This window comes from Halopseudomonas pelagia, assembly GCF_009497895.1.
GTDB lineage: Bacteria > Pseudomonadota > Gammaproteobacteria > Pseudomonadales > Pseudomonadaceae > Halopseudomonas > Halopseudomonas pelagia_A.
The window spans coordinates 1034793-1057319 of record NZ_CP033116.1 but is presented as its reverse complement, the minus strand read 5'-3'; the positions used below and the strand labels follow the sequence as shown (position 1 = coordinate 1057319).

Sequence of the window (22527 nt, the reverse complement as noted above, 5' to 3'; positions counted from 1 at the left end):
TTGCATGACTGAGAAAGTTAACCGATTGATAAGACACGCAAATAAAACACTTGGAGTGCTTGACTTTCATCCCGCGCAACTGAATAATGCGCAGCCTCGGATGGCTACATAGCTCAGTTGGTTAGAGCACAGCATTCATAATGCTGGGGTCCCTGGTTCAAGTCCAGGTGTAGCCACCAACGATTTCAAAGGGTTAGCTTCGGCTAGCCCTTTTTTTTGTCGCTTTTACAGCCTAAAGCCGCGCAAGTAGCTCCTGCTCTACCCGTCGGGTTGTTTGCTTACCCCAATCGGCTTTCCCCATGCTTCTCAGTAACCCCTCTACTGCCCCGTCGAGGCAGTCCGCTTGCTCAATAAGCTGCCAGTGATAGCGCAACAACAAGCCTGCACTGAGCACCGCAGCCAACGGATTCGCCCTGCCACTTCCGGCGATATCTGGCGCGCTGCCATGCACCGGTTCGGCCAAGGCAATGCCCTGCCCCCAATTTAGCGAAGGGGCCAAACCAAGCCCGCCACCCCAGTGACTGGCCAGATCCGAAAGCACATCGCCGAACAGGTTAGTGGTGACGATCAGATCGAATTCCTCTGGCCTCTCTACCAGGTGTAAGGCAGCCACATCTACCAGGCGCTCGTCTACCAGGGCAGACAGCCCGTGGGCATCCAGCACCTTACGACAGCCATCCCGAAACAAGCCGCAGGTTAACGGCAGTACGTTTGCTTTGTGCACCAGAGTTATCCGCCGGCTAGCGCGCAATTTCGCGATCTCGCTTGCGCGCTGGGCAATATGTTCGCTGGCCTGGCGGCTGACATGGCATTCGGCGATAGCCAGATCGGCGGTGGCCATATGTTCCTTGCCCACGTAAAGCCCTTCGCTGTTTTCGCGGAGGATCAACAGATCCACACCAGACTTGTCCGACAAACCCGGCCAGCTGCGGACCGGCCGCAGATTCACGCCCAACGCCAATTGTTGCCGCAGAGTCAGTATCGCGCTGCGGTAGCCTGCTACGGCGGTCGAGGGGGAAGAGACGGCACCAAACAGTCCCGCACCGCAATCACGCATCGCTTGCAGGGTCGCCTCGGGCACGGATTGCCCAAGCCGCTGAAAACAGTCCCAACCGGCCTCGGCTTCGGTTACCTGCAGGTCCGGCAGCAATCGCTCAAGCACACGCACCGCGACCGGCACCACTTCCTGACCGATGCCATCACCCGGGATAACACACAAACGTCTCATGTACGCCGTCCTTCACGCGTTGCCAGCACCAAGCCAGCGAACGTCAATGCGCCGCCGACCAGGTGATACCAGTGCAGCGACTCTCCCAGCAGAATCACGCCAAGCAGTGCGGCAAAAACCGGCATCAGATAGCTGAACAACGAAGCCGTGGCCGGCCCCAGAACCTTGACCCCGTTATTCCAGGCCAGATAGGCAACCAGCGAAGCCATCACGGCGGTATAGGCTATTGCACCGGCGGCATGCCAACTGAAAGGCATAGCGCCGAGCTGGCTGTATTCCCAGAGGTAAAACGGGAAGAGCAGCGGCACGCCGCATATCAGCATCGCAGCCAACTGAATCAAACCGGGCAATGGCATAGGCCAGCGCCTCAGCAACACCGAGTAAAGACCCCAGGTGAGCACCGCAATCACCATGATCAGATCACCGGGATTAAACTGCAGGGCCAGCAGGCGGGACGGATCGCCAGTGGTGAGGATCACCAGCAAGCCGATAAACGACAGCAAGGTGCCCAGCAGTGTTGCGCGAGTAGGTAGCTGATGCAGGAGAATCAGCGTCCAGAGAAATGCAGATACCGGCAAACCCGTATTGACCAGGGTGATATTAATCGCGGTAGTGCTCTGGGCTGCCACATATAACAGGGTGTTGTAACTGGTAATACTGGCAGCGGCCAGCACGGCAATCTGTTTCCAATGGGTTAGCAGTACCTCGCGATAACGCCAGAGCCCGCGGGCGGTGAACGGCAATAGCAGACACATGGCAGTAACCCAGCGCCAGAACGACAGCCCCACCGGTGGTAACATGCCCGCGCTGGCCCGCGCTACCAGCGCATTGCCGGCCCAAGCCAGGGTACAGACCACCAGTCCGGCCATAGCCCAGGAGCGTGCCTGCGGGTTCAAGGGGGGCTCAGCCGGTACTGCTCAGGGATTTGCTCGGCGTTATCCACAGACACGTCCAGGTCCTTCAGATGCCCATCTTTGAGACCGTAAATAAAGCCATGCACGCTCAAGGGCTGGTCCCGGTGCCAAGCGTTCTGAACGATGCTGGTGTGGCTGACGTTGGCTACCTGACGTTTGACGTTCAACTCACACATCAGGTCCAGCTGAGCTTCTTCACTCTCTATCAGGCTGAGTTTATTCCGCTGCTCATAATACAGATCGCGAATCGAACGCAGCCACCCATCGCTGAGACCGAGCTGCTTGTTGTGCATCGCCGCACGCACACCACCGCAGTTATAGTGGCCGGTGACGATAATATGTTTGACCTTGAGCACATCCACCGCAAACTGCATAACCGACAGGCAATTCAGGTCAGTATGCAGCACCACATTGGCGACGTTCCGGTGCACGAAAAGCTCCCCCGGTAACAACCCGACTATCTCGTTGGCCGGCACTCGGGAATCGGCACAACCAATCCACAGATACTCAGGCGCCTGCTGGCCTGCCAGTTTGGAGAAGAATTCGGGGTCTTCCTTCGTGATGGATTCAGCCCACGCGCGGTTATTATCAAACAGCTGCGTCAAATCAGTCATTCACACCACCTTGTCTGGAACACATCTAGTCAATCAACGAATAAGCCATTACCAAAGCGTCTTCTCTGCCACCCGCTGCGGGGTAATAGTTTCGCCGCCGTCCTATCTCATTAAAACCAAAGCGCTCGTACAGCCTCGCAGCCGCCTCATTCGAAGCCCGGACTTCGAGGAAGGTCACCTCCGCCTTGCGCTGTTTGGCGCGGTCGATGATGAATTCCAGCAACGCAGCGCCCAAGCCGAAGCCCTGATTCTCAGGTTTGATAGTGATATTCAACAAATGCGACTCATCGCCGGCAGCGGAAAGAACGGTATGCCCTACCTGCTGGTTTCCGCTAAACAGCAACCAGCATTCATATTCGGAGCGTACGCAGTCCAGAAAGATACCTCGCGTCCATGGATGACTGAACGCGGCGGCTTCGATACTCAACACCTCGTCCAGGTCCGCTTCGAGCATCGCTCGGTAACGCAATTCGCTCATGCCCTGTCCTGCCAGCGCGGCATTACCCGCTTCAACAAATGCCATAGGCGCGCTTTCTCCTGGGGTTTCTGCATCAACGTCTGTAAATCGGGGGCAAACCAGGCGGCCGCCAAACCCTCCAGCGCTTCTTCCCGACCGCAGAGGGCTTCAGCTTGCTGCGGGTCAGACTCGGCAAGCAAGCCCGCCGCGACGCCGAAACAGCCAATGGAGCTGACGGGAGCCAACTCCAAACGGGCTTGCATGAACGCCTGCAAAGCCTCACTGGCAGCTGCTGCGCTACGCGCGACTTGTGGATTGCGGCTCAATGGCCAGCGGAAGTCAGCATGCAACTGCGGGGTGGTTGGCAACTGCGCAGCGCGGAGAATATCGCCGAGCAAGTTATAGTGAGGCGTGCCCTTTTCGATACCCGGGTCCGGCGTTTCGATGAGCAACGCGCAGGGCCCCGCCATCCATAGCTGCAGATAAAACGGCGCTACCTGAGTGAGCTCGACGGCCGGCGCCACCGTTTTTTCTTCTTCGGGCTCGATTTTTGTCGGCAAAGTAGCAGGCTTCGGCGGCGACACGCGCGGCAGTTCATGCTTACGGGGTGCAGGTACAGCCGCGCGCTCGGCGCTCACAATGGTCGGCTGTTCGGCGCTTACAGTATCGACGACCACGTCCACACCTTTTGCCAGCGCCGGTTCCAGGCGCTGCTGGACGTTTTCTACTGGCAACTCGGGCTCCGGCGCGGAACGCAGAGCCGCATGCGCGAGCGTCTGCATTGGTACCCATCCGGTTACACCCATGGCTTCGAGATAAGCCAACCGTACTGATTCGCGCATCAGACTGCGGCCGCCTGGGGATGCGCGCGATACGCGCCTTCACGCATCAGATTCAAAGCATTGATATAGGCTTTCGCTGAGGCCACAACAATGTCGGTATCCGCACCATTACCGTTGACGATGCGCCCGGCCTTTTCCAGCCGAACGGTGACCTCGCCCTGGGAGTCTGTACCCTGTGTAATCGCATTGACCGAATACAGCTGCAAGATGGATTCTGAACAGATGATCTGTTCGATCGCCTTGAAGGTCGCATCCACCGGACCGGAACCTGGCGCACTGGCTTCCCGCTCTTGACCATCAACATTCAACACCACACGGGCCTGTGGGGTCTCGCCCATGCGCGAGGCAACATCAAGGTAAACCAGCTTCACATGTTCGACGACCTCGGTCAGCGTATCGGAAACCAGCGCCTGCAGATCTTCATCGAAAATCTCATGTTTCTTGTCTGCCAACTCCTTGAATCGTGCAAAGGCCAGATTCATATCCGCTTCACTTTGCAGCTCTATGCCGAGTTCAGCCAGGCGCGACCGAAACGCGTTGCGGCCAGACAACTTACCCAATGACAGCTTGTTGGTATGCCAGCCGACTGACTGGGCACTCATGATCTCATAGGTTTCGCGGTGCTTGAGCACCCCATCCTGATGAATGCCTGATTCGTGAGCAAAGGCATTGGCGCCGACGATGGCCTTGTTCGGCTGCACGACAAACCCGGTTATCCCTGACACCAGTCTGGATGCAGCGAGGATATTTTCGGTGACGATGCCGGTCTGCACGCCTAATACGTCCTCACGGGTGCGGATTGCCATGACGATCTCTTCAAGAGCAGCGTTGCCCGCGCGCTCACCCAGCCCGTTGATCGTACATTCAACTTGCCGAGCCCCGGCGGTAACTGCCGCTAGCGAGTTGGCCACGGCCAAACCCAGATCGTTATGGCAATGGACCGAAAACACCGCCTTGTCGGCATTCGGCACGCGCTGAATGATCTGCCTGATCATCTCGCCAAACTGGTGGGGGATCGCATAGCCGACCGTATCGGGAATATTGATCGTCCGCGCCCCGGCATCGATTGCGGCTTCGATAATACGGCAGAGAAAATCGATCTCCGAGCGACCGGCATCCTCACAGGAAAACTCTACGTCCGGGCACAAATTACGCGCACGCGTGACCGCGCGAACCGCTTGCTCCACTACCTGATCCGGCTGCAAGCGCAGCTTGTGTTGCATATGGATTGGACTGGTGGCGATAAAGGTGTGAATGCGCCCGTGGTTGGCGCCCGCCAGTGCTTCGGCAGCGCGGTCGATATCGGCATCCATCGCGCGGGACAGGCTGCAGATGATGCTGTCCTGAATAGTATCGGCGATTAGCTTCACCGCGGCAAAGTCACCCGGACTGGCGATCGCAAACCCCGCTTCGATGACATCGACCTTGAGCTTTTCCAGCGCCTTGGCAATGCGCAGTTTTTCTTCCTTGGTCATGGATGCGCCAGGGCTTTGCTCGCCATCACGCAGGGTAGTATCAAAAATAATAACGCGATCCTGACTCATCGGAAGAGCTCCTCTTGTGGCCGATATAGCGCTGCACACAGTCGCTTCAGACTTGCTTAGCCTGAAAATAATAGGCCTCTACTATACCTTATCCAACAGTGTATCTGATCCCCTGTCCGGCCTTGACTGAAGGCAACCTTACAGCTGCTTATGACCGGCCAACACCAAAATGACTGGCGGTTCACAATAGGCTCGATAAGGCGCTACTCTGGTGTCACGATAATAAAATGGCATCGCTGGCCGTCAGCATATAGGCCCTGGATGCACCGTTAAAACAACAACAGTCACAGGTAGCTCGCGCATGTTCGAACGCCACTTCAACGTCTGGCCCCCTCAAGTTCCAAGGCAGCTTGAGCTGCCCGCCACCAGCGTCTTTCACAACCTTACCGTCTCGGCCTTGCGCTTTGGCGAGCACCCCGCAATTCATTATTACGGCACGGATGTTACCTATAACGAATTCAAGCGGCAGGCCGAGGCCATCGCTGGGTACCTGCAGCAAGCCGGCGTTAAAGCTGGCGACCGGGTACTGCTGTATATGCAGAACAGCCCGCAATATATTATTGGCTACTTCGCCATCTTGCGCGCCAATGCCGTAGTAGTGCCGGTCAACCCGATGAATCGCTCGGCCGAGATCAAGTATCTGATTGAAGACACCCAGGCGCCGGTGGCCCTTTGTGCCCAAGAGCTGGTCGAGCACATCTTCGAGCATGTTGGCCAGGGACATCTGCGTGAGGTGATCGTCAGCGCTTACTCTGAATACGTTACCGAACCTACAGATCTCAACTTGCCCGAGGCAGTGCGCGAGCCTGCCACCGATGCCAAGCTACCCGGCGTGACCCGCTGGCAAGCAGCGCTGAACGCGGACCTGACGCCAGGGCTGCTGACCGCGGGCCCCGATGATCTGTGCGTTATCCCCTATAGCTCTGGCACCACTGGCAACCCCAAAGGCTGTGTGCACACTCATCACAGCGTCATGGCCACTACCGTGTATGGCGCAGTCTGGACCAATGCGCAACATGATGTTGTGCACCTGGTGTCAGTACCCATGTTCCATGTCACCGGCATGCAATCGTGCATGAATAGCACGCTGTATGCGGGCGGCACGCTGGTTGTGATGACGCGCTGGGACCGCAAGGTCGCAGCCGAGCTTATCCAGCGGGTCAAGGTTAATACCTGGCGGAATATTTCGACCATGGTCGTCGATATGCTCTCCGATCCGGATATCGATCAGTACGATATCAGCTCACTGAAGAGCATCGGCGGTGGCGGTGCAGCCATGCCCGCAGCGGTCGCGGCCAAATTGATCGACAAGACTGGTCTGATTTATATGGAAGGCTATGGCCTGTCCGAAACCATCGCCCCTACTCACGTCAATCCGCCTCAGGCATGCAAACCGCAATGCCTCGGTATCCCGATTATTGGCGTCGACTCCAGGGTGATCAACATCGAAACCCTGGAAGAAGTCGGCGTGGGCGTTACTGGTGAGATCATCATGCGCGGCGAACAGATATTCCAGGGCTACTGGAACCGCCCGGAGGCGACAGAAGAAGCCTTCGTGGAAGTCGATGGCCATCGTTTCTTCCGCTCCGGCGATCTGGGTTACTACGATGAGGAAGGCTATTTTTTCCTGGTAGACCGCGTCAAACGCATGATCAACGCCTCAGGCTATAAAGTCTGGCCGGCCGAGGTCGAGTCGCTCATGTACTCGCATCCAGCCATTCGCGAAGTCTGCGTGATTTCTACACCGCACCCCCGTCGCGGGGAAACCGTGAAGGCCTTTGTCGTGCTGTCAGCCGGCAATGAATCGACCACTGAAGAGGACATCATCAGTTGGTGCCAGAACAATATGGCCGCTTATAAGTGCCCTGTAGTGATCGAGTTTACCGACAGCATTCCCAAATCCCCTACCGGGAAAATCATGTGGCGACTGTTGCAGGAAGAGGAGTGGAAAAAAGCGTCGCAGTAATTTCAGCTGGAAGCTGGAAGCCGGTGCGGCGGCGTGGTGAGCGCGTCAAGCCGGTGTTGGTGCTTTGTGCTGGGTGATCCGTTTGCGCACAGGTCTCTGCAACCATCACCTGCGCCCTCGGCGTTAGTCGCTACACCTCTGCCCCCTTCCACCATGCCATTGCAACCCACCCCGTCATTCCCGCGCAGGCGGGAATCCAAGCGCAGCGGTAGAGAGCGCTCTGCTTGCGATCAAGGTGCAGGAGTCCAGGTCCGACTGGATTCCCGCCTGCGCGGGAATGACGGGTATGGCCGGGACAAGGGGGTTGAATACAGGGTAGTCGTTGGTTCAAGGTAACCGTCCGGTAATCACATCTTGAGGCTGACAACGGTACGGTCAGGATAGTGTCCACTTATTCTTTAGTGGACACTTGTCATGAACACATCAAGCGTAGTCAAGCCCGCACCGAAGCGTCGCCGCTTCACGTCAGACTTCAAAGCCTCTATCGTTGCTGCTTGCCTGGAACCCGGGGTCTCCGTATCGCGCATTGCACTGGATAACCGTCTGAACGCCAACATGGTCCGCCGTTGGATCAGAGAGTCACAGCGCAGCGATACTCGTTATTCAACACCTTCATTTGTGCCGGTAAAGCTACCAGCACCTGCCTTGTCATCCGAGACCCGCCCGCATAGTGCTATCCGTATCGAAATACCCCACACTGGCGGCGCCGTTGTCGTTGAGTGGCCTACTGAGCAGGCACACCAATGCGCAGCCTTACTGCGTGATCTGCTGCGATGATCCGTATCGACGAAATCTGGTTGGCAACCGAGCCGCTGGATATGCGTGCCGGCCCGGATAAAGCCCTAGCACGCGTTATTGCTGTCTTCGGGGCGGCCAGACCGCACTGTGCTTATCTGTTTGCCAACAACCGCGGTAATCGGATGAAGGTCCTGGTGCATGATGGTCTGGGTATCTGGTTGTGTGCCCGACGTCTGAACCGGGGCAAGTTTCACTGGGCCGACACCTGGCGCGGTGACCGGGTAAACCTGACCAATGAACAGCTCATGGCACTGGCTCAAGGACTGCCTTGGCAGCGTATCGGTGACGCCGGCATCATCTCGGTACTTTAAGCATAGCCTGCTGCCAAGCGCCATAACCCGAAGGGTGTATGCACAGCCAGCTGCGGGTTGGGCATACTACCTCCATGACCCAGCAGCCCGACCTCAATCAGCTATCTGCCGAACAACTCCGCACTCTGGCGGCCGAGTTGATGGCCTCTCTGGCGGCTAAGGATCGGGCGCTGACGCACAGTACTGCGCTGAATGACAAACTGACTCACGAACTCGCGATCCTCAAGCGCCACAAGTATGCCCGGCGCAGTGAACAGTTCTCTGTGATGCAAGGCTTATTGCTGGACGAGCTGGTCGACAGCGACCTGGCTGCTATCGAGGTCGAGCTGGAACAGGCAAAGGCAACTACCGAACCAGCGCCCAAAGCCAAGCAGCAACCCAAGCGCGGAGCCTTACCGACGGAGCTGCCACGCACCTTGATCCGCCACGAGCCCGACAATACCCAATGTCGCTGTGGCTGCCAGCTCACGCGTATCGGCGAAGACATCAGTGAGAAACTGGACTATGTACCGGGCGTGTTCAGTGTCGAGCGGCATATCCGTGGCAAGTGGGCCTGCACCAAGTGCGAAACCCTGATCCAGGCGCCCGTTCCTGCGCAGGTTATCGATAAGGGCATCCCGACCGCTGGCCTGCTGGCTCAGGTACTGGTCGCCAAGTATGCCGATCATCTACCGCTGTACCGTCAGGAACGTATCTTCGGTCGAGCAGGCCTGGAAATCGCACGCTCTACCTTGGCCGAATGGGTCGGTACCTGCGGCGTTCAGTTGCAGCCGCTGGTGGATGCGCTACGGCATGAACTACTCCAGCATCCGGTGCTGCATGCTGATGAAACACCGGTCAGCATGTTGGCCCCAGGCAAGAAGAAAACCCATAAGGCCTACGTCTGGGCTTACTGCACGACACCCTTCGCCGAACTGAAAGCCACTGTCTATGACTTCGCTCCAAGTCGCGCGGGTGAACATGCCCGCAACTTCCTCGATGACTGGCAAGGAAAATTGGTGTGCGATGACTACGCGGGCTATAAAGCCGGGTTCGGTAAGGGCATCGTGGAAATCGGCTGCATGGCGCATGCACGCCGCAAGTTCTATGACTTACACCAGGCTAACCAGAGCACCTTGGCTGCACAGGCACTTGAGTATATCGGTAAGCTCTACGAAATTGAGCGAAACACCAAGGACGAGCCACCCGATAGACGACAGGCGATCAGGGCCGCCAGAGCCCGGCCACTGGCGGATGCCTTGCATCACTGGATGATTGCACAACGGACCAAAGTGCCGGACGGTTCGGGTACGGCACGAGCACTGGATTACAGCCTGAAACGCTGGGCTGCGCTGACGCGCTACCTGGACGATGGCCGTGTGCCTATCGACAACAACCGAGTGGAAAACCAGATCCGACCCTGGGCGCTGGGACGTTCGAACTGGTTGTTCGCCGGCTCGCTGCGCAGTGGTCGGCGCGCCGCCGCGGTGATGAGCCTGATCCAATCAGCCAAGCTGAATGGTCATGACCCGTATGCGTATCTGAAGGATGTGCTGACCAGGCTACCAACACAGCGAGCGAGCCAGATTAGTCAGTTACTGCCGCATCAGTGGGAACCATCAAAAGCGGGTCAGTAATCGCCGCGGTGTATCACCCAAAACGGCTACCCCGTAATAGTCTCGCACTGATTTATAAGCGTGCAGAGGGTGATACAAGAAAAGCGTTCAGCATGTGATACAGCGACCCGTTAAGAGGGTGATACAGGCGCGCAAGGTGACTTCGCCGGACGCTTACGGTTCAAGTGGCTTGGACCACTTTTTTCCGCGCAAAGAAAAGCCCCGCGCTGTTTCCAGGCGGGGCTGTTCAGTATAAGCGCTTGACGATGACCTACTCTCACATGAGGAAACCTCACACTACCATCGGCGATGCATCGTTTCACTTCTGAGTTCGGGATGGGATCAGGTGGTTCCAATGCTCTATGGTCGTCAAGCAATTCGTTGCTGTGCAGGTGCTAGCCTACACGGCGTAAAGGGGTGGTTCGGTGATAGAAATGTTTTTTCATAGCGGTAACTGCAATCTCAATCCAAGTTCGGATTGTCGTTCATCAAGGTCATGACCACACCAAATTGCTTGGGTGTTATATGGTCAAGCCACACGGGCAATTAGTACTGGTTAGCTCAACGCCTTGCAACGCTTACACACCCAGCCTATCAACGTCGTAGTCTTCGACGGCCCTTTAGGGGAGTCAAGCTCCCGGTGAGATCTCATCTTGAGGCAAGTTTCCCGCTTAGATGCTTTCAGCGGTTATCTTTTCCGAACGTAGCTACCCGGCAATGCCACTGGCGTGACAACCGGAACACCAGGGGTTCGTCCACTCCGGTCCTCTCGTACTAGGAGCAGCCCCTCTCAAATCTCAAACGTCCACGGCAGATAGGGACCGAACTGTCTCACGACGTTCTAAACCCAGCTCGCGTACCACTTTAAATGGCGAACAGCCATACCCTTGGGACCGGCTTCAGCCCCAGGATGTGATGAGCCGACATCGAGGTGCCAAACACCGCCGTCGATATGAACTCTTGGGCGGTATCAGCCTGTTATCCCCGGAGTACCTTTTATCCGTTGAGCGATGGCCCTTCCATACAGAACCACCGGATCACTAAGACCTACTTTCGTACCTGCTCGACGTGTGGGTCTCGCAGTCAAGCGCACTTTTGCCTTTATACTCTACGCACGATTTCCGACCGTGCTGAGTGCACCTTCGTACTCCTCCGTTACTCTTTGGGAGGAGACCGCCCCAGTCAAACTACCCACCATACACTGTCCTCGATCCGGATAACGGACCAGAGTTAGAACCTCAAAGTTGTCAGGGTGGTATTTCAAGGTTGGCTCCACATGAACTAGCGTCCACGCTTCAAAGCCTCCCACCTATCCTACACAAACAAATTCAAAGTCCAGTGCAAAGCTATAGTAAAGGTTCACGGGGTCTTTCCGTCTAGCCGCGGATACACTGCATCTTCACAGCGATTTCAATTTCACTGAGTCTCGGGTGGAGACAGCGCCGCCATCATTACGCCATTCGTGCAGGTCGGAACTTACCCGACAAGGAATTTCGCTACCTTAGGACCGTTATAGTTACGGCCGCCGTTTACCGGGGCTTCGATCAAGAGCTTCGCCGAAGCTAACCCCATCAATTAACCTTCCGGCACCGGGCAGGCGTCACACCCTATACGTCCACTTTCGTGTTTGCAGAGTGCTGTGTTTTTAATAAACAGTTGCAGCGGCCTGGTATCTTCGACCGGCATGGGCTTACGTAGTAAATACTTCACCCTCACCGGCGCACCTTCTCCCGAAGTTACGGTGCCATTTTGCCTAGTTCCTTCACCCGAGTTCTCTCAAGCGCCTTGGTATTCTCTACCTGACCACCTGTGTCGGTTTGGGGTACGATTTCTAGTTACCTGAAGCTTAGAGGCTTTTCCTGGAAGCATGGCATCAACCACTTCTCTTTCTAAAAGAAAGATCGTCATCAGTTCTCGGCCTTGATCTCCCGGATTTACCTAAGAAATCAGCCTACCACCTTAAACACGGACAACCAACGCCGTGCTGGCCTAGCCTTCTCCGTCCCCCCATCGCAGTAACTACAAGTACGGGAATATTAACCCGTTTCCCATCGACTACGCCTTTCGGCCTCGCCTTAGGGGTCGACTCACCCTGCGTCGATTAACGTTGCGCAGGAACCCTTGGTCTTCCGGCGTGGGAGTTTTTCACTCCCATTGTCGTTACTCATGTCAGCATTCGCACTTCTGATACCTCCAGCCAACTTCTCAATTGACCTTCACAGGCTTACAGAACGCTCCTCTACCGCTCATCCTAAGATGAACCCGTAGCTTCGGTGTATGGTTTGAGCCCCGTTACATCTTCCGCGCAGGCCGACTCGACTAGTGAGCTATTACGCTTTCTTTAAAGGATGGCTGCTTCTAAGCCAACCTCCTAGCTGTCTAAGCCTTCCCACATCGTTTCCCACTTAACCATAACTTTGGGACCTTAGCTGACGGTCTGGGTTGTTTCCCTTTTCACGACGGACGTTAGCACCCGCCGTGTGTCTCCCGTGCTGACACTCACTGGTATTCGGAGTTTGCATGGGGTTGGTAAGTCGGGATGACCCCCTAGCCCAAACAGTGCTCTACCCCCAGTGGTGATACACGAGGCGCTACCTAAATAGCTTTCGAGGAGAACCAGCTATCTCCGAGCTTGATTAGCCTTTCACTCCTATCCACAAGTCATCCGCTAACTTTTCAACGGTAGTCGGTTCGGTCCTCCAGTGCCTGTTACGGCACCTTCAACCTGCCCATGGATAGATCGCCCGGTTTCGGGTCTATACCCTGCGACTAAACGCCCTATTAAGACTCGGTTTCCCTACGCCTCCCCTAGACGGTTAAGCTCGCCACAGAATATAAGTCGCTGACCCATTATACAAAAGGTACGCAGTCACCCAACAAGTGGGCTCCCACTGCTTGTACGCATACGGTTTCAGGATCTATTTCACTCCCCTCACAGGGGTTCTTTTCGCCTTTCCCTCACGGTACTGGTTCACTATCGGTCAGTCAGGAGTATTTAGCCTTGGAGGATGGTCCCCCCATGTTCAGACAACGTTTCACGTGCGCCGTCCTACTCGATTTCACAACTAAGAGCCTTTCGTGTACGGGGCTATCACCCACTATGGCGGCCATTTCCAGGACCTTCCACTAAACTCTAAATTGCTTAAGGGCTGCTCCCCGTTCGCTCGCCGCTACTTGGGGAATCTCGGTTGATTTCTTTTCCTCGGGGTACTTAGATGTTTCAGTTCCCCCGGTTCGCCTCACACACCTATGTATTCAGTGTGTGATACCTAGCTTATGCTAAGTGGGTTTCCCCATTCAGAGATCTCCGGATCAAAGTCTGTTTGCCGACTCCCCGGAGCTTATCGCAGGCTACAACGTCTTTCATCGCCTCTGACTGCCAAGGCATCCACCGTATGCGCTTATTCACTTGACCATATAACCCCAAACAATCTGTCGTTAGCCGAAGCTAGCGCCGATTATTCAAAGCGATATGTATGACATGATTCACGACAATCCGGAACTTGCGTTGAGATTACAAGTTACCTTAGCCATAACAGATCGCAGTGAAACGTCTGTTATGTCTATCATTTCTATCACTTTCCCACATTGTTAAAGAGCGACTGGCACAAAGACCAGACATCAACAATCCACTCGGAGCCTTCCCGGTGATTGTTCATGTATGAACTCTGGCGTCTAGCGATCGGTATCTCGGTCGTCTCTGACCTACTGCGTCTTGGTGGAGCCAAGCGGGATCGAACCGCTGACCTCCTGCGTGCAAGGCAGGCGCTCTCCCAGCTGAGCTATGGCCCCTTTTTCAAGACCTTCCACACCTCGACAATTGGTGGGTCTGGGCAGATTCGAACTGCCGACCTCACCCTTATCAGGGGTGCGCTCTAACCAACTGAGCTACAGACCCAATTGCCCGGGGACGCTCGAAACAGATAAGCCTAGACTTAGCTGCTACGGGTGAACTGTAGCTTGAGAGCTAAAGACCCTATCGCTTTCTTAATGAATCAAGTAATTCGTGTGAGTGCTTGACCGAATGGTCTGTGATCTATCGATTAAGGAGGTGATCCAGCCGCAGGTTCCCCTACGGCTACCTTGTTACGACTTCACCCCAGTCATGAATCACACCGTGGTAACCGTCCTCCCGAAGGTTAGACTAGCTACTTCTGGTGCAACCCACTCCCATGGTGTGACGGGCGGTGTGTACAAGGCCCGGGAACGTATTCACCGTGGCGTTCTGATCCACGATTACTAGCGATTCCGACTTCACGGAGTCGAGTTGCAGACTCCGATCCGGACTACGAGAGGTTTTATGGGATTAGCTCCACCTCGCGGCTTGGCAACCCTTTGTACCCCCCATTGTAGCACGTGTGTAGCCCTGGCCGTAAGGGCCATGATGACTTGACGTCATCCCCACCTTCCTCCGGTTTGTCACCGGCAGTCTCCTTAGAGTGCCCACCATAACGTGCTGGTAACTAAGGACAAGGGTTGCGCTCGTTACGGGACTTAACCCAACATCTCACGACACGAGCTGACGACAGCCATGCAGCACCTGTGTCTGAGTTCCCGAAGGCACCAATCCATCTCTGGAAAGTTCTCAGCATGTCAAGGCCAGGTAAGGTTCTTCGCGTTGCTTCGAATTAAACCACATGCTCCACCGCTTGTGCGGGCCCCCGTCAATTCATTTGAGTTTTAATCTTGCGACCGTACTCCCCAGGCGGTCAACTTAGTGCGTTAGCTGCGCCACTAAGAACTCAAGGTTCCCAACGGCTAGTTGACATCGTTTACGGCGTGGACTACCAGGGTATCTAATCCTGTTTGCTCCCCACGCTTTCGCACCTCAGTGTCAGTATCAGTCCAGGTAGTCGCCTTCGCCACTGGTGTTCCTTCCTATATCTACGCATTTCACCGCTACACAGGAAATTCCACTACCCTCTACCGTACTCTAGCCAAGCAGTTATGGATGCAGTTCCCAGGTTGAGCCCGGGGATTTCACACCCATCTTACTTAGCCACCTACGCGCGCTTTACGCCCAGTAATTCCGATTAACGCTTGCACCCTCTGTATTACCGCGGCTGCTGGCACAGAGTTAGCCGGTGCTTATTCTGTCGGTAACGTCAAGATTGCAGCGTATTAAACTGCAACCCTTCCTCCCAACTTAAAGTGCTTTACAATCCGAAGACCTTCTTCACACACGCGGCATGGCTGGATCAGGCTTGCGCCCATTGTCCAATATTCCCCACTGCTGCCTCCCGTAGGAGTCTGGACCGTGTCTCAGTTCCAGTGTGACTGATCATCCTCTCAGACCAGTTACGGATCGTCGCCTTGGTGAGCCGTTACCTCACCAACAAGCTAATCCGACCTGGGCTCATCTGATAGCGCAAGGTCCGAAGATCCCCTGCTTTCTCCCGTAGGACGTATGCGGTATTAGCGTCCGTTTCCGAACGTTATCCCCCACTATCAGGCAGATTCCCAGGTATTACTCACCCGTCCGCCGCTCTCAAGAGAAGCAAGCTTCTCTCTACCGCTCGACTTGCATGTGTTAGGCCTGCCGCCAGCGTTCAATCTGAGCCATGATCAAACTCTTCAGTTTTAAGACTGATTGGGTTTTGTGAAAACCCTAAACTTGGCTCAGCTTTATTACAAAAAACTCAGTGAATTCACAGAGTAACTTGCTTAGGCTGATAATCTTTCGGATCATCAATCCCATAAGGCAAGCACCCACACGAATTACTTGATTCACATTGTTAAAGAGCGATTCGGTTCGCGTTTCCGCTTAACCAAGGCCGCGTATCTTACGCTAACCTTCTAATCTGTCAAGCATTTTTGTGAGAATCTTGCTCATCACATCCTTGCTTGTCTGGCCCCGAGAACAAAGCCTTTCTCGTGACCGGGAGGCGCATTCTACAGGAGCCAAAACCCCTGTCAACCGCTTCCGTGAAACTTCGCTGAGTTAAACTCGGCGCCTGGAAAAGCGATCCTGCCAGCCTTCCCAGTGAGCGGCGCATTCTACGCTAACTCACCACCCTGTCAACCGCCAAATTATCGCTAACTTATTGATTGTAAAACGCTTTATGCAAAGCGCCCCGTTTGGGCAGACGCGCATTATAGGGGCTATGAAAAAACCGTCAAGGGTTAATTGACGGTTTCTTAGAAGAAACAGCGGAACGCCTTATACCTCGGACGTAACCTTCTGCTTGGTGCGCCAGCGCCACAACGCCTGGACTGGGCCGGATACGGTATAAGCGATGAAGATAAACCACAGAATCCGCGATGGGTCGGTGGAAATGATCGCGAACACCAGCACTACCAGCAGAATCACGAAAAACGGCACTCGCCCCTTCAGGTCCAGATCCTTGAAGCTGTAATAACGCACGTTGCTGACCATCAGCAGACCAGCCAACGCGGTCAGCACACCGACCAGGAAGCTGATATCGCCACCATCAATGCCGAAATCGCTCAACGCCCAGACCATACCTGCAACCAGGCCTGCAGCTGACGGACTGGCGAGCCCGGTAAAGAAGCGCTTGTCCTCAGTCTCGTCACCAATATGCGTATTGAAGCGCGCGAGACGCAGCGCCGCGCCGGCCAGGTAGATAAACGAGAAGACCCAGCCTACTTTGCCCAGATCAGCCAGCGCCCAGGAAAAGACCACCAACGCCGGCGCTACACCGAAGGCAACCATATCCGACAGCGAGTCGAACTCGGCACCAAACGCGCTCTGGGTATTGGTCATGCGAGCTACCCGGCCATCCAGCCCGTCCAGCACCATCGCGACAAAGATAGCGATGGACGCATTAGCGAAGTTGCCGTCCATCGCACTAACGATGGCGTAGAAACCGGAGAACAGCGCGGCCGTGGTAAACAGATTGGGAAGCAAGTAAATGCCGCGATGTCTGATTTTCTTGCCATCAGGGCCAGGCACTTCTTCTATGTGTTCATCGATGGGCAGTATGCCGTGGGCCGCATCCATATCATCCTTTGGGTCGTGCTCTTGCTTATCGATCATGAGATTACCTTGCCGCATTAACAGAATAACAGTGTGGCAATTGAACTGAAGGTTTACCAGCCCGTTATCACCGTGCACAAAAAAACGCGGCCTTGGCCGCGTTCTCTTTGACTGATGCAGTACAGCTTAGTTCTTGGATTTATCCACGATCTTGTTCGCGGAGATCCAAGGCATCATGCCACGCAGCTTCTCACCAACCTGTTCGATCGGATGCGCCGCGTTCAGACGACGGGCAGCCGTCATGGAAGGATAGTTGTGCGCGCCTTCAGCGATGAACATCTTCGCGTACTCACCGGACTGAATGCGCTTGAGTGCATTGCGCATGGCTTCACGCGACTCAGCGTTGATCACTTCCGGACCAGTGACGTACTCACCGTACTCGGCGTTGTTGGAGATCGAGTAGTTCATGTTGGCGATACCGCCTTCGTACATGAGGTCAACGATCAGTTTCAACTCGTGCAAGCATTCGAAGTAGGCCATTTCGGGCTCGTAACCAGCCTCGACCAGCGTTTCGAAACCAGCCTTGACCAGCTCGACAGCGCCACCACAAAGAACAGCCTGCTCACCGAACAGGTCGGTTTCAGTCTCGTCCTTGAAGGTAGTCTCGATGATGCCGGTTCGGCCGCCACCCACGCCCGAAGCGTAAGACAGAGCGAGGTTCTTGGCATTGCCGGAAGCATCCTGGAACACGGCGATCAGATCAGGAATACCGCCACCCTTGGTGAACTCGGTACGCACTGTGTGGCCTGGGGCCTTGGGTGCGATCATGATCACATCCAGATCCTTGCGCGGCACGATCTGGTTGTAGTGAATAGCGAAACCGTGAGCGAAGGCCAGCGTTGCGCCCTGCTTCAGGTTCGGCTCGATCTCGTCGCGATACAGTTGGGACTGAAACTCGTCCGGGGTCAGGATCATGACCACGTCGGCAGCGGCAACGGCGGAAGCTACGTCAGTCACCTTGAGACCATGGGCCTCAGCCTTGGCGACAGTGGAAGAGCCACTGCGCAGACCTACGGTGACATCAACGCCTGAATCCTTCAGGTTGCAGGCGTGTGCATGGCCTTGCGAACCGTAACCGATGATGGCTACTTTCTTGCCCTGGATGATGCTCAGATCACAATCTTTATCATAATAAACGTGCATGAAATTCCCCTGTTTCCTGTTCAGGCCCACACGGACCTGCTGTCTAAATTAGATGCTAAGCACTTTCTCGCCACGGGCGATGCCCGATACGCCGGTGCGCACCACCTCGATGACCGTGGTCGGGCCAACTGCTTCAATAAAGCTGTCCAGCTTGTCAGAGGTGCCAGCCAGTTGCACGGTATACACGCTGCTGGTCACATCGACAATCTGACCGCGGAATATATCAGTGGTCCGCTTGACCTCGGCGCGCTGGGCGCCGGTGGCCTTGATCTTCACCAACATCAGCTCGCGCTCGATGTGCGATCCCTCGGACAGATTCACCAGCTTGACGACCTCAATCAGCTTATTGAGGTTCTTGGTGATCTGCTCGATGACTTCGTCATGCCCTACCGTGGTTAACGTCAGACGCGACAGGGTCGGATCTTCGGTCGGCGCAACGGTCAGGGTTTCGATATTGTAGTTGCGCTGGGAGAACAGCCCGACAACGCGGGACAAGGCACCAGGCTCGTTTTCCAGCAATACGGAAATAATGTGTCTCATCACGTGCGCTCCGTCTTGCTCAGCCACATATCGCGCATGGATCCGTCCTTGATGTGCATTGGATACACATGCTCGGAGTTATCGACGCGAATATCCATGAACACCAGCTGCTTGGTGTTGGCAAACGCCTGCTCCATGGCTGGCTTGAGGTCTTCCAGCTTATCTACGCGCATACCAACATGCCCATAGGACTCAGCCAGCTTGACGAAATCCGGCAGCGACTCCATATAGGAATGCGAGTGACGACTACCGTACTGCATATCCTGCCACTGGCGAACCATGCCCAACGCCTGGTTGTTCAACGTGATGATCTTGACCGGCAAATCGTACTGCAGGCAGGTCGACAGCTCCTGAATATTCATCTGGATACTGCCCTCACCCGTCACGCAGGCAACCTGCGCATCCGGATAATGCAACTTGACGCCCATCGCCGCTGGCAGACCAAAGCCCATGGTGCCTAGACCGCCGGAATTGATCCAGCGATTGGGCTTGTCAAACGGATAGTACTGCGCCGCAAACATCTGGTGCTGACCCACATCGGAGGTCACATAGGCATCGCCCTTGGTCACCTCCCACAGAGTTTCGATAACCGTTTGCGGCTTGATGATCGAACCATCCCCTTCGTTATAGGGGAACATGCGACCTTCGCCGCGCCATTCGCCAATCTGCTTCCACCAACTGGTCAAGGCTTCCTTGGCCGGGCGCAGATTGTGCTCTTTAACCATCGCGACCATTTCAGTCAGAACGCTATCAACTGGGCCAACAATTGGCACGTCGGCACGGATGGTTTTGGAGATGGACGCAGGATCGATGTCGACGTGAATGACCTTGGCGTTCGGGCAGAACTTGCTCGCGCCGTTGATAACGCGGTCATCAAAACGTGCACCGACGCAGAGAATCACATCGCTGTGATGCATGCTGACGTTGGCGGTGTAACTGCCATGCATGCCCAGCCAACCGATAAACTGCGGATCGGTACCCGGGTAAGCGCCCAGACCCATCAGCGTATTGGTAACCGGCACACCCAGCTCACGCGCCAGTTCGGTCAGTTGTGCAGCGGCACCGCCAAGAATAACGCCACCACCGGAATAGATGATCGGGCGCTTGGCCTCGACCAGCAGGTCCAGCGCTTTGCGAATCTGGCCGGAGTGACCACGAACAGCGGGGTTATAGGAGCGCAGCTTGACCTTCTTCGGGTAGCTGTACTCGAACTTCTCCGCCGGGTTGGTCATGTCTTTCGGAATATCCACGACCACAGGACCAGGGCGACCGCTCTGGGCAATGTAAAAGGCTTTCTTGATCACTTCCGGAATTTCCCGCGGGTCCTTGATCATGAAGCTGTGCTTCACGATAGGACGCGAAATACCGACCATGTCGGTTTCCTGGAAGGCGTCGGTGCCGACCATGTTACTGGCGACCTGGCCAGACAGGATCACCATCGGAATGGAATCCATGAACGCCGTGGCGATACCGGTAATGGTATTGGTTGCGCCTGGACCGGAAGTGACCAGCACCACGCCGGCCTTGCCGGACGCGCGCGCGTAGCCATCAGCCATATGTGCGGCGGCTTGTTCATGTCGCACCAGAATATGCTCGACATCGTCCTGGCGGAAGATTGCATCGTAGACGTGCAACAGGGCACCGCCCGGATACCCGTATATATATTTAACACCCTCGTCACGCAATGAGCGGACGACCATCTCAGCGCCGGATAAAAGCTCCACTTTAGAATCACCTCTAGCTTGCCACTCGCCATCTGGACGGTAGCAGGGTACCTGTTTACTGCTCGGCAGAGCATTGACAACGGTGGTCGTCATGCATCAGCTTGACTACGTGCAATGGAGGCAGGCTCTATGTAGATGCCAGAGCCGCCTCACCCAGCGCGAGGTAGCGCGTGCGGGTGCCAGGCCAGGGGTCGGCGGGTTTCGCCACCTGGATTGAGCAACAAAGCCAGCTGACCCGGAGACCGTGTGGGTTCCGTTAACAGCCTGCTTATGTGAACCACGAATTGTTTACACTCGGAAGCGACAAGTCAAGCCAAGTTAGACAAAAGCCGCACATCCAGGGCCTGTCAATACACAGCTCGTGTCCATTTTTGCAAGATTGGCTATAGTAGCGGTTCTCGACACCTTTAACGCAGGGATGGAAACCGCATGTACAAGACGCTCGTTGCTCTGACTTTTGGCCTGCTTAGCAGCATGGCCGTGGCAGAACAAATGTATCGCTGGGTGGATGATCAGGGCGTACCCCAGTTCGGACAACAGCCACCGGAAGGCAAAAGCTATCAGCGTGTGGATATCACCGCCTCTCCCCCTCCTGGTGGAGCCTTGCGTGAACCGGCACCGCTGCCCTCCCGGGAAGCAAACCCCGAAGAAGAACAGCAGTCCGAGATGCAGGCCAAGGCAGATAAAGCTGCAGAGGCCAAGCGGCTTGAGCAGTGCACGCAGTTACAGACCAATTTGCGCACGCTGGAAACCAACCCGCGGCTCAGCCGCACCAATGACGCTGGCGAAGTGGAAAGAATCGGCGAAGATGAGCGTCAAGAGCTGATCGAAAAAGCCAAGGCGGATCTGGAAAGCTATTGCAAAAACTGAATCAGGTGAGCTGGCGCGACAGCTGATCAATACGCGCCAGTAGCAACAGTAGTGGTTGCTGGCGACGCCCCAAATGGACAAAAGCCTGCTCGCCCATCGGAGTAAGTTGAGCCGCTCCCGGCAGCAATCCGCGCTGGGCGACCAAATCGCCCATGCGCTGCACAAATACCCACTGCAGCCATTCTTCAAAGCCCAGAGTGTCAACGCAAAACGGCTCACCGCTGGCCAGCCGCCGTGCGTCCGGAGGCTCCACGGACCACATCTGCAATGCGCGAAGCTCGCGTTCCAGCTCACTCAGCGCCTGAGCCATCTCCCCCCAGGGCCGGCTCACAGATTAACGCGAGCCCGTTGCCGTGCTTCGGCAGCGCCTGACGCATTACCCATTTGCTCACGGGCCTGAGCAATCAGCTCCCACAACCCGGCCTGCAACGGCGGCCGACCAGCGGCAAACGACAGTCCGCGTTGCGCCATCTGTTCGGCTTGCGCGGCGTTACCCTGAGCAAGACGCACCTGCGCCAGGCGATAGAACACCTGAGGCTCGCGCGGGGCAATGCGCATGGCTCGCTCGAGACTTGAAGAAGCACCGCCAAGATCACCACGGGACTGCTGATCCCGCGATACGGTTAACAACGCCAATACCGGCCCGTCGAGTTGCTCGTCCTGCTGCAACCCGCCATTCTGGCTGCCGGCCGGAGCCCCGGAAGAGGAGTCCGAGGAGGTTCCCTGCTGAGACGATGGCTGCGCGTCGATCGGATAGGACTCGATAGGCTGCGAGCCGCCCGTCTGATCAGGAATCATCACCACCACAGCGCCATTTTCTTCCAGCTGAGGCTGCTGCGCAGGTGGCACCATACCCGCCCCGGCCTGCATGGTTTCGTCAGACACATCACGCCCGGAATCCACCACCGGAATTGACCCACCGCCGCCGGCACAACCTGCCAGGAAAACGATCAGGCCGGCCAACAGGCCCATTTTCTTCATCAT

General features: G+C 55.9%; 17 protein-coding genes, 3 tRNA genes and 3 rRNA genes. 6 read left to right on the top strand and 17 right to left on the bottom strand.

Features of this window, described 5'->3' with window-relative positions; translation table 11 throughout:
- Nucleotides 1-102: 102 nt before the first annotated feature.
- Nucleotides 103-179: transfer RNA gene (locus EAO82_RS05035), tRNA-Met, on the top strand.
- 53 nt (nucleotides 180-232) lie between these two features.
- Here EAO82_RS05035 and EAO82_RS05030 read toward each other — a convergent pair.
- Genes EAO82_RS05030 through EAO82_RS05005 form a run of 6 tightly spaced genes read right to left on the bottom strand, consistent with a single transcriptional unit; the run spans nucleotide 233 to nucleotide 5599 of the window.
- Nucleotides 233-1228, bottom strand: coding sequence for an isocitrate/isopropylmalate dehydrogenase family protein (locus EAO82_RS05030; protein ID WP_096344658.1), 996 nt, complete (start codon nucleotides 1226-1228; stop codon nucleotides 233-235).
- Nucleotides 1225-2097, bottom strand: a complete 873-nt coding sequence (locus tag EAO82_RS05025) for a DMT family transporter (protein ID WP_096344657.1) — start codon at nucleotides 2095-2097, stop codon at nucleotides 1225-1227. Before EAO82_RS05025 ends, EAO82_RS05030 begins: the two co-directional genes overlap by 4 nt.
- Nucleotides 2098-2120: 23 nt before the next feature.
- A complete protein-coding gene (gene can, locus EAO82_RS05020; protein ID WP_096344656.1) occupies nucleotides 2121-2756 on the bottom strand; it encodes a carbonate dehydratase in 636 nt (211 codons plus the stop codon).
- Nucleotides 2757-2781: 25 nt separating this feature from the next.
- Nucleotides 2782-3234 (bottom strand): ribosomal protein S18-alanine N-acetyltransferase, encoded by a 453-nt coding sequence (gene rimI, locus EAO82_RS05015; RefSeq protein WP_096344655.1) that lies wholly within the window; start codon nucleotides 3232-3234, stop codon nucleotides 2782-2784.
- Nucleotides 3231-4055: a hypothetical protein gene (locus EAO82_RS05010; RefSeq protein ID WP_096344654.1), complete on the bottom strand. Its 825-nt coding sequence runs from the start codon at nucleotides 4053-4055 to the stop codon at nucleotides 3231-3233. Before EAO82_RS05010 ends, rimI begins: the two co-directional genes overlap by 4 nt.
- Nucleotides 4055-5599, bottom strand: a complete 1545-nt coding sequence (locus EAO82_RS05005) for a 2-isopropylmalate synthase (RefSeq protein WP_096344653.1) — start codon at nucleotides 5597-5599, stop codon at nucleotides 4055-4057. The genes EAO82_RS05010 and EAO82_RS05005 overlap by 1 nt, the downstream gene beginning before the upstream one ends.
- Nucleotides 5600-5900: 301 nt before the next feature.
- On the opposite strand from EAO82_RS05005, the gene EAO82_RS05000 reads away from it, so the two are divergent.
- From EAO82_RS05000 to tnpC, 4 genes are all read left to right on the top strand, one after another.
- Nucleotides 5901-7565 (top strand): long-chain-fatty-acid--CoA ligase, encoded by a 1665-nt coding sequence (locus tag EAO82_RS05000; protein ID WP_096344652.1) that lies wholly within the window; start codon nucleotides 5901-5903, stop codon nucleotides 7563-7565.
- A gap of 414 nt (nucleotides 7566-7979) precedes the next feature.
- Nucleotides 7980-8342: an IS66-like element accessory protein TnpA gene (tnpA, locus tag EAO82_RS04995; protein WP_096347531.1), complete on the top strand. Its 363-nt coding sequence runs from the start codon at nucleotides 7980-7982 to the stop codon at nucleotides 8340-8342.
- On the top strand, nucleotides 8339-8674 hold the full coding sequence (gene tnpB / locus EAO82_RS04990; protein WP_096347532.1) for an IS66 family insertion sequence element accessory protein TnpB: 336 nt from the start codon (nucleotides 8339-8341) through the stop codon (nucleotides 8672-8674). The genes tnpA and tnpB overlap by 4 nt, the downstream gene beginning before the upstream one ends.
- Nucleotides 8675-8748: 74 nt before the next feature.
- Complete coding sequence (tnpC, locus tag EAO82_RS04985) at nucleotides 8749-10290, top strand: IS66 family transposase (protein ID WP_096347533.1); 1542 nt, start codon at nucleotides 8749-8751, stop codon at nucleotides 10288-10290.
- Nucleotides 10291-10527: 237 nt separating this feature from the next.
- Here the strand turns inward: tnpC and rrf are convergent.
- From rrf to EAO82_RS04940, 9 genes are all read right to left on the bottom strand, one after another.
- Nucleotides 10528-10643 (bottom strand): 5S ribosomal RNA (gene rrf / locus EAO82_RS04980).
- A gap of 151 nt (nucleotides 10644-10794) precedes the next feature.
- Nucleotides 10795-13684: ribosomal RNA gene (locus EAO82_RS04975) — 23S ribosomal RNA — on the bottom strand.
- A 301-nt stretch (nucleotides 13685-13985) separates the two neighbouring features.
- Nucleotides 13986-14061 (bottom strand) — tRNA-Ala (locus tag EAO82_RS04970).
- Nucleotides 14062-14090: 29 nt separating this feature from the next.
- A tRNA-Ile gene (locus tag EAO82_RS04965) sits at nucleotides 14091-14167 on the bottom strand.
- Nucleotides 14168-14313: 146 nt separating this feature from the next.
- A 16S ribosomal RNA gene (locus tag EAO82_RS04960) occupies nucleotides 14314-15850 on the bottom strand.
- Together the 16S, 23S and 5S rRNA genes with 2 tRNA genes alongside form the textbook arrangement of a ribosomal RNA operon.
- Nucleotides 15851-16429: 579 nt before the next feature.
- Entirely contained in the window at nucleotides 16430-17266 is an 837-nt protein-coding gene (pssA, locus tag EAO82_RS04955; RefSeq protein WP_231703284.1) for a CDP-diacylglycerol--serine O-phosphatidyltransferase, read from the bottom strand.
- A gap of 126 nt (nucleotides 17267-17392) precedes the next feature.
- The gene (ilvC, locus tag EAO82_RS04950) at nucleotides 17393-18409 is read right to left on the bottom strand and encodes a ketol-acid reductoisomerase (protein WP_096347924.1); all 1017 of its coding nucleotides are present in this window, start codon (nucleotides 18407-18409) and stop codon (nucleotides 17393-17395) included.
- A 48-nt stretch (nucleotides 18410-18457) separates the two neighbouring features.
- The gene (gene ilvN, locus EAO82_RS04945; RefSeq protein ID WP_022964492.1) at nucleotides 18458-18949 is read right to left on the bottom strand and encodes an acetolactate synthase small subunit; all 492 of its coding nucleotides are present in this window, start codon (nucleotides 18947-18949) and stop codon (nucleotides 18458-18460) included.
- Nucleotides 18949-20673, bottom strand: coding sequence for an acetolactate synthase 3 large subunit (locus tag EAO82_RS04940; RefSeq protein WP_096347938.1), 1725 nt, complete (start codon nucleotides 20671-20673; stop codon nucleotides 18949-18951). The genes ilvN and EAO82_RS04940 overlap by 1 nt, the downstream gene beginning before the upstream one ends.
- Nucleotides 20674-21102: 429 nt before the next feature.
- Between EAO82_RS04940 and EAO82_RS04935 the strand changes: the two genes are divergently transcribed.
- Nucleotides 21103-21543, top strand: coding sequence for a DUF4124 domain-containing protein (locus tag EAO82_RS04935; protein ID WP_096347923.1), 441 nt, complete (start codon nucleotides 21103-21105; stop codon nucleotides 21541-21543).
- 1 nt (nucleotide 21544) lies between these two features.
- Here the strand turns inward: EAO82_RS04935 and EAO82_RS04930 are convergent, their stop codons facing one another.
- Complete coding sequence (locus tag EAO82_RS04930; RefSeq protein ID WP_096347922.1) at nucleotides 21545-21853, bottom strand: YqcC family protein; 309 nt, start codon at nucleotides 21851-21853, stop codon at nucleotides 21545-21547.
- A gap of 17 nt (nucleotides 21854-21870) precedes the next feature.
- Nucleotides 21871-22527 carry a tetratricopeptide repeat protein gene (locus EAO82_RS04925; protein ID WP_410402952.1) on the bottom strand — a complete coding sequence of 219 codons (657 nt, stop codon included), beginning with the start codon at nucleotides 22525-22527 and terminating at the stop codon, nucleotides 21871-21873.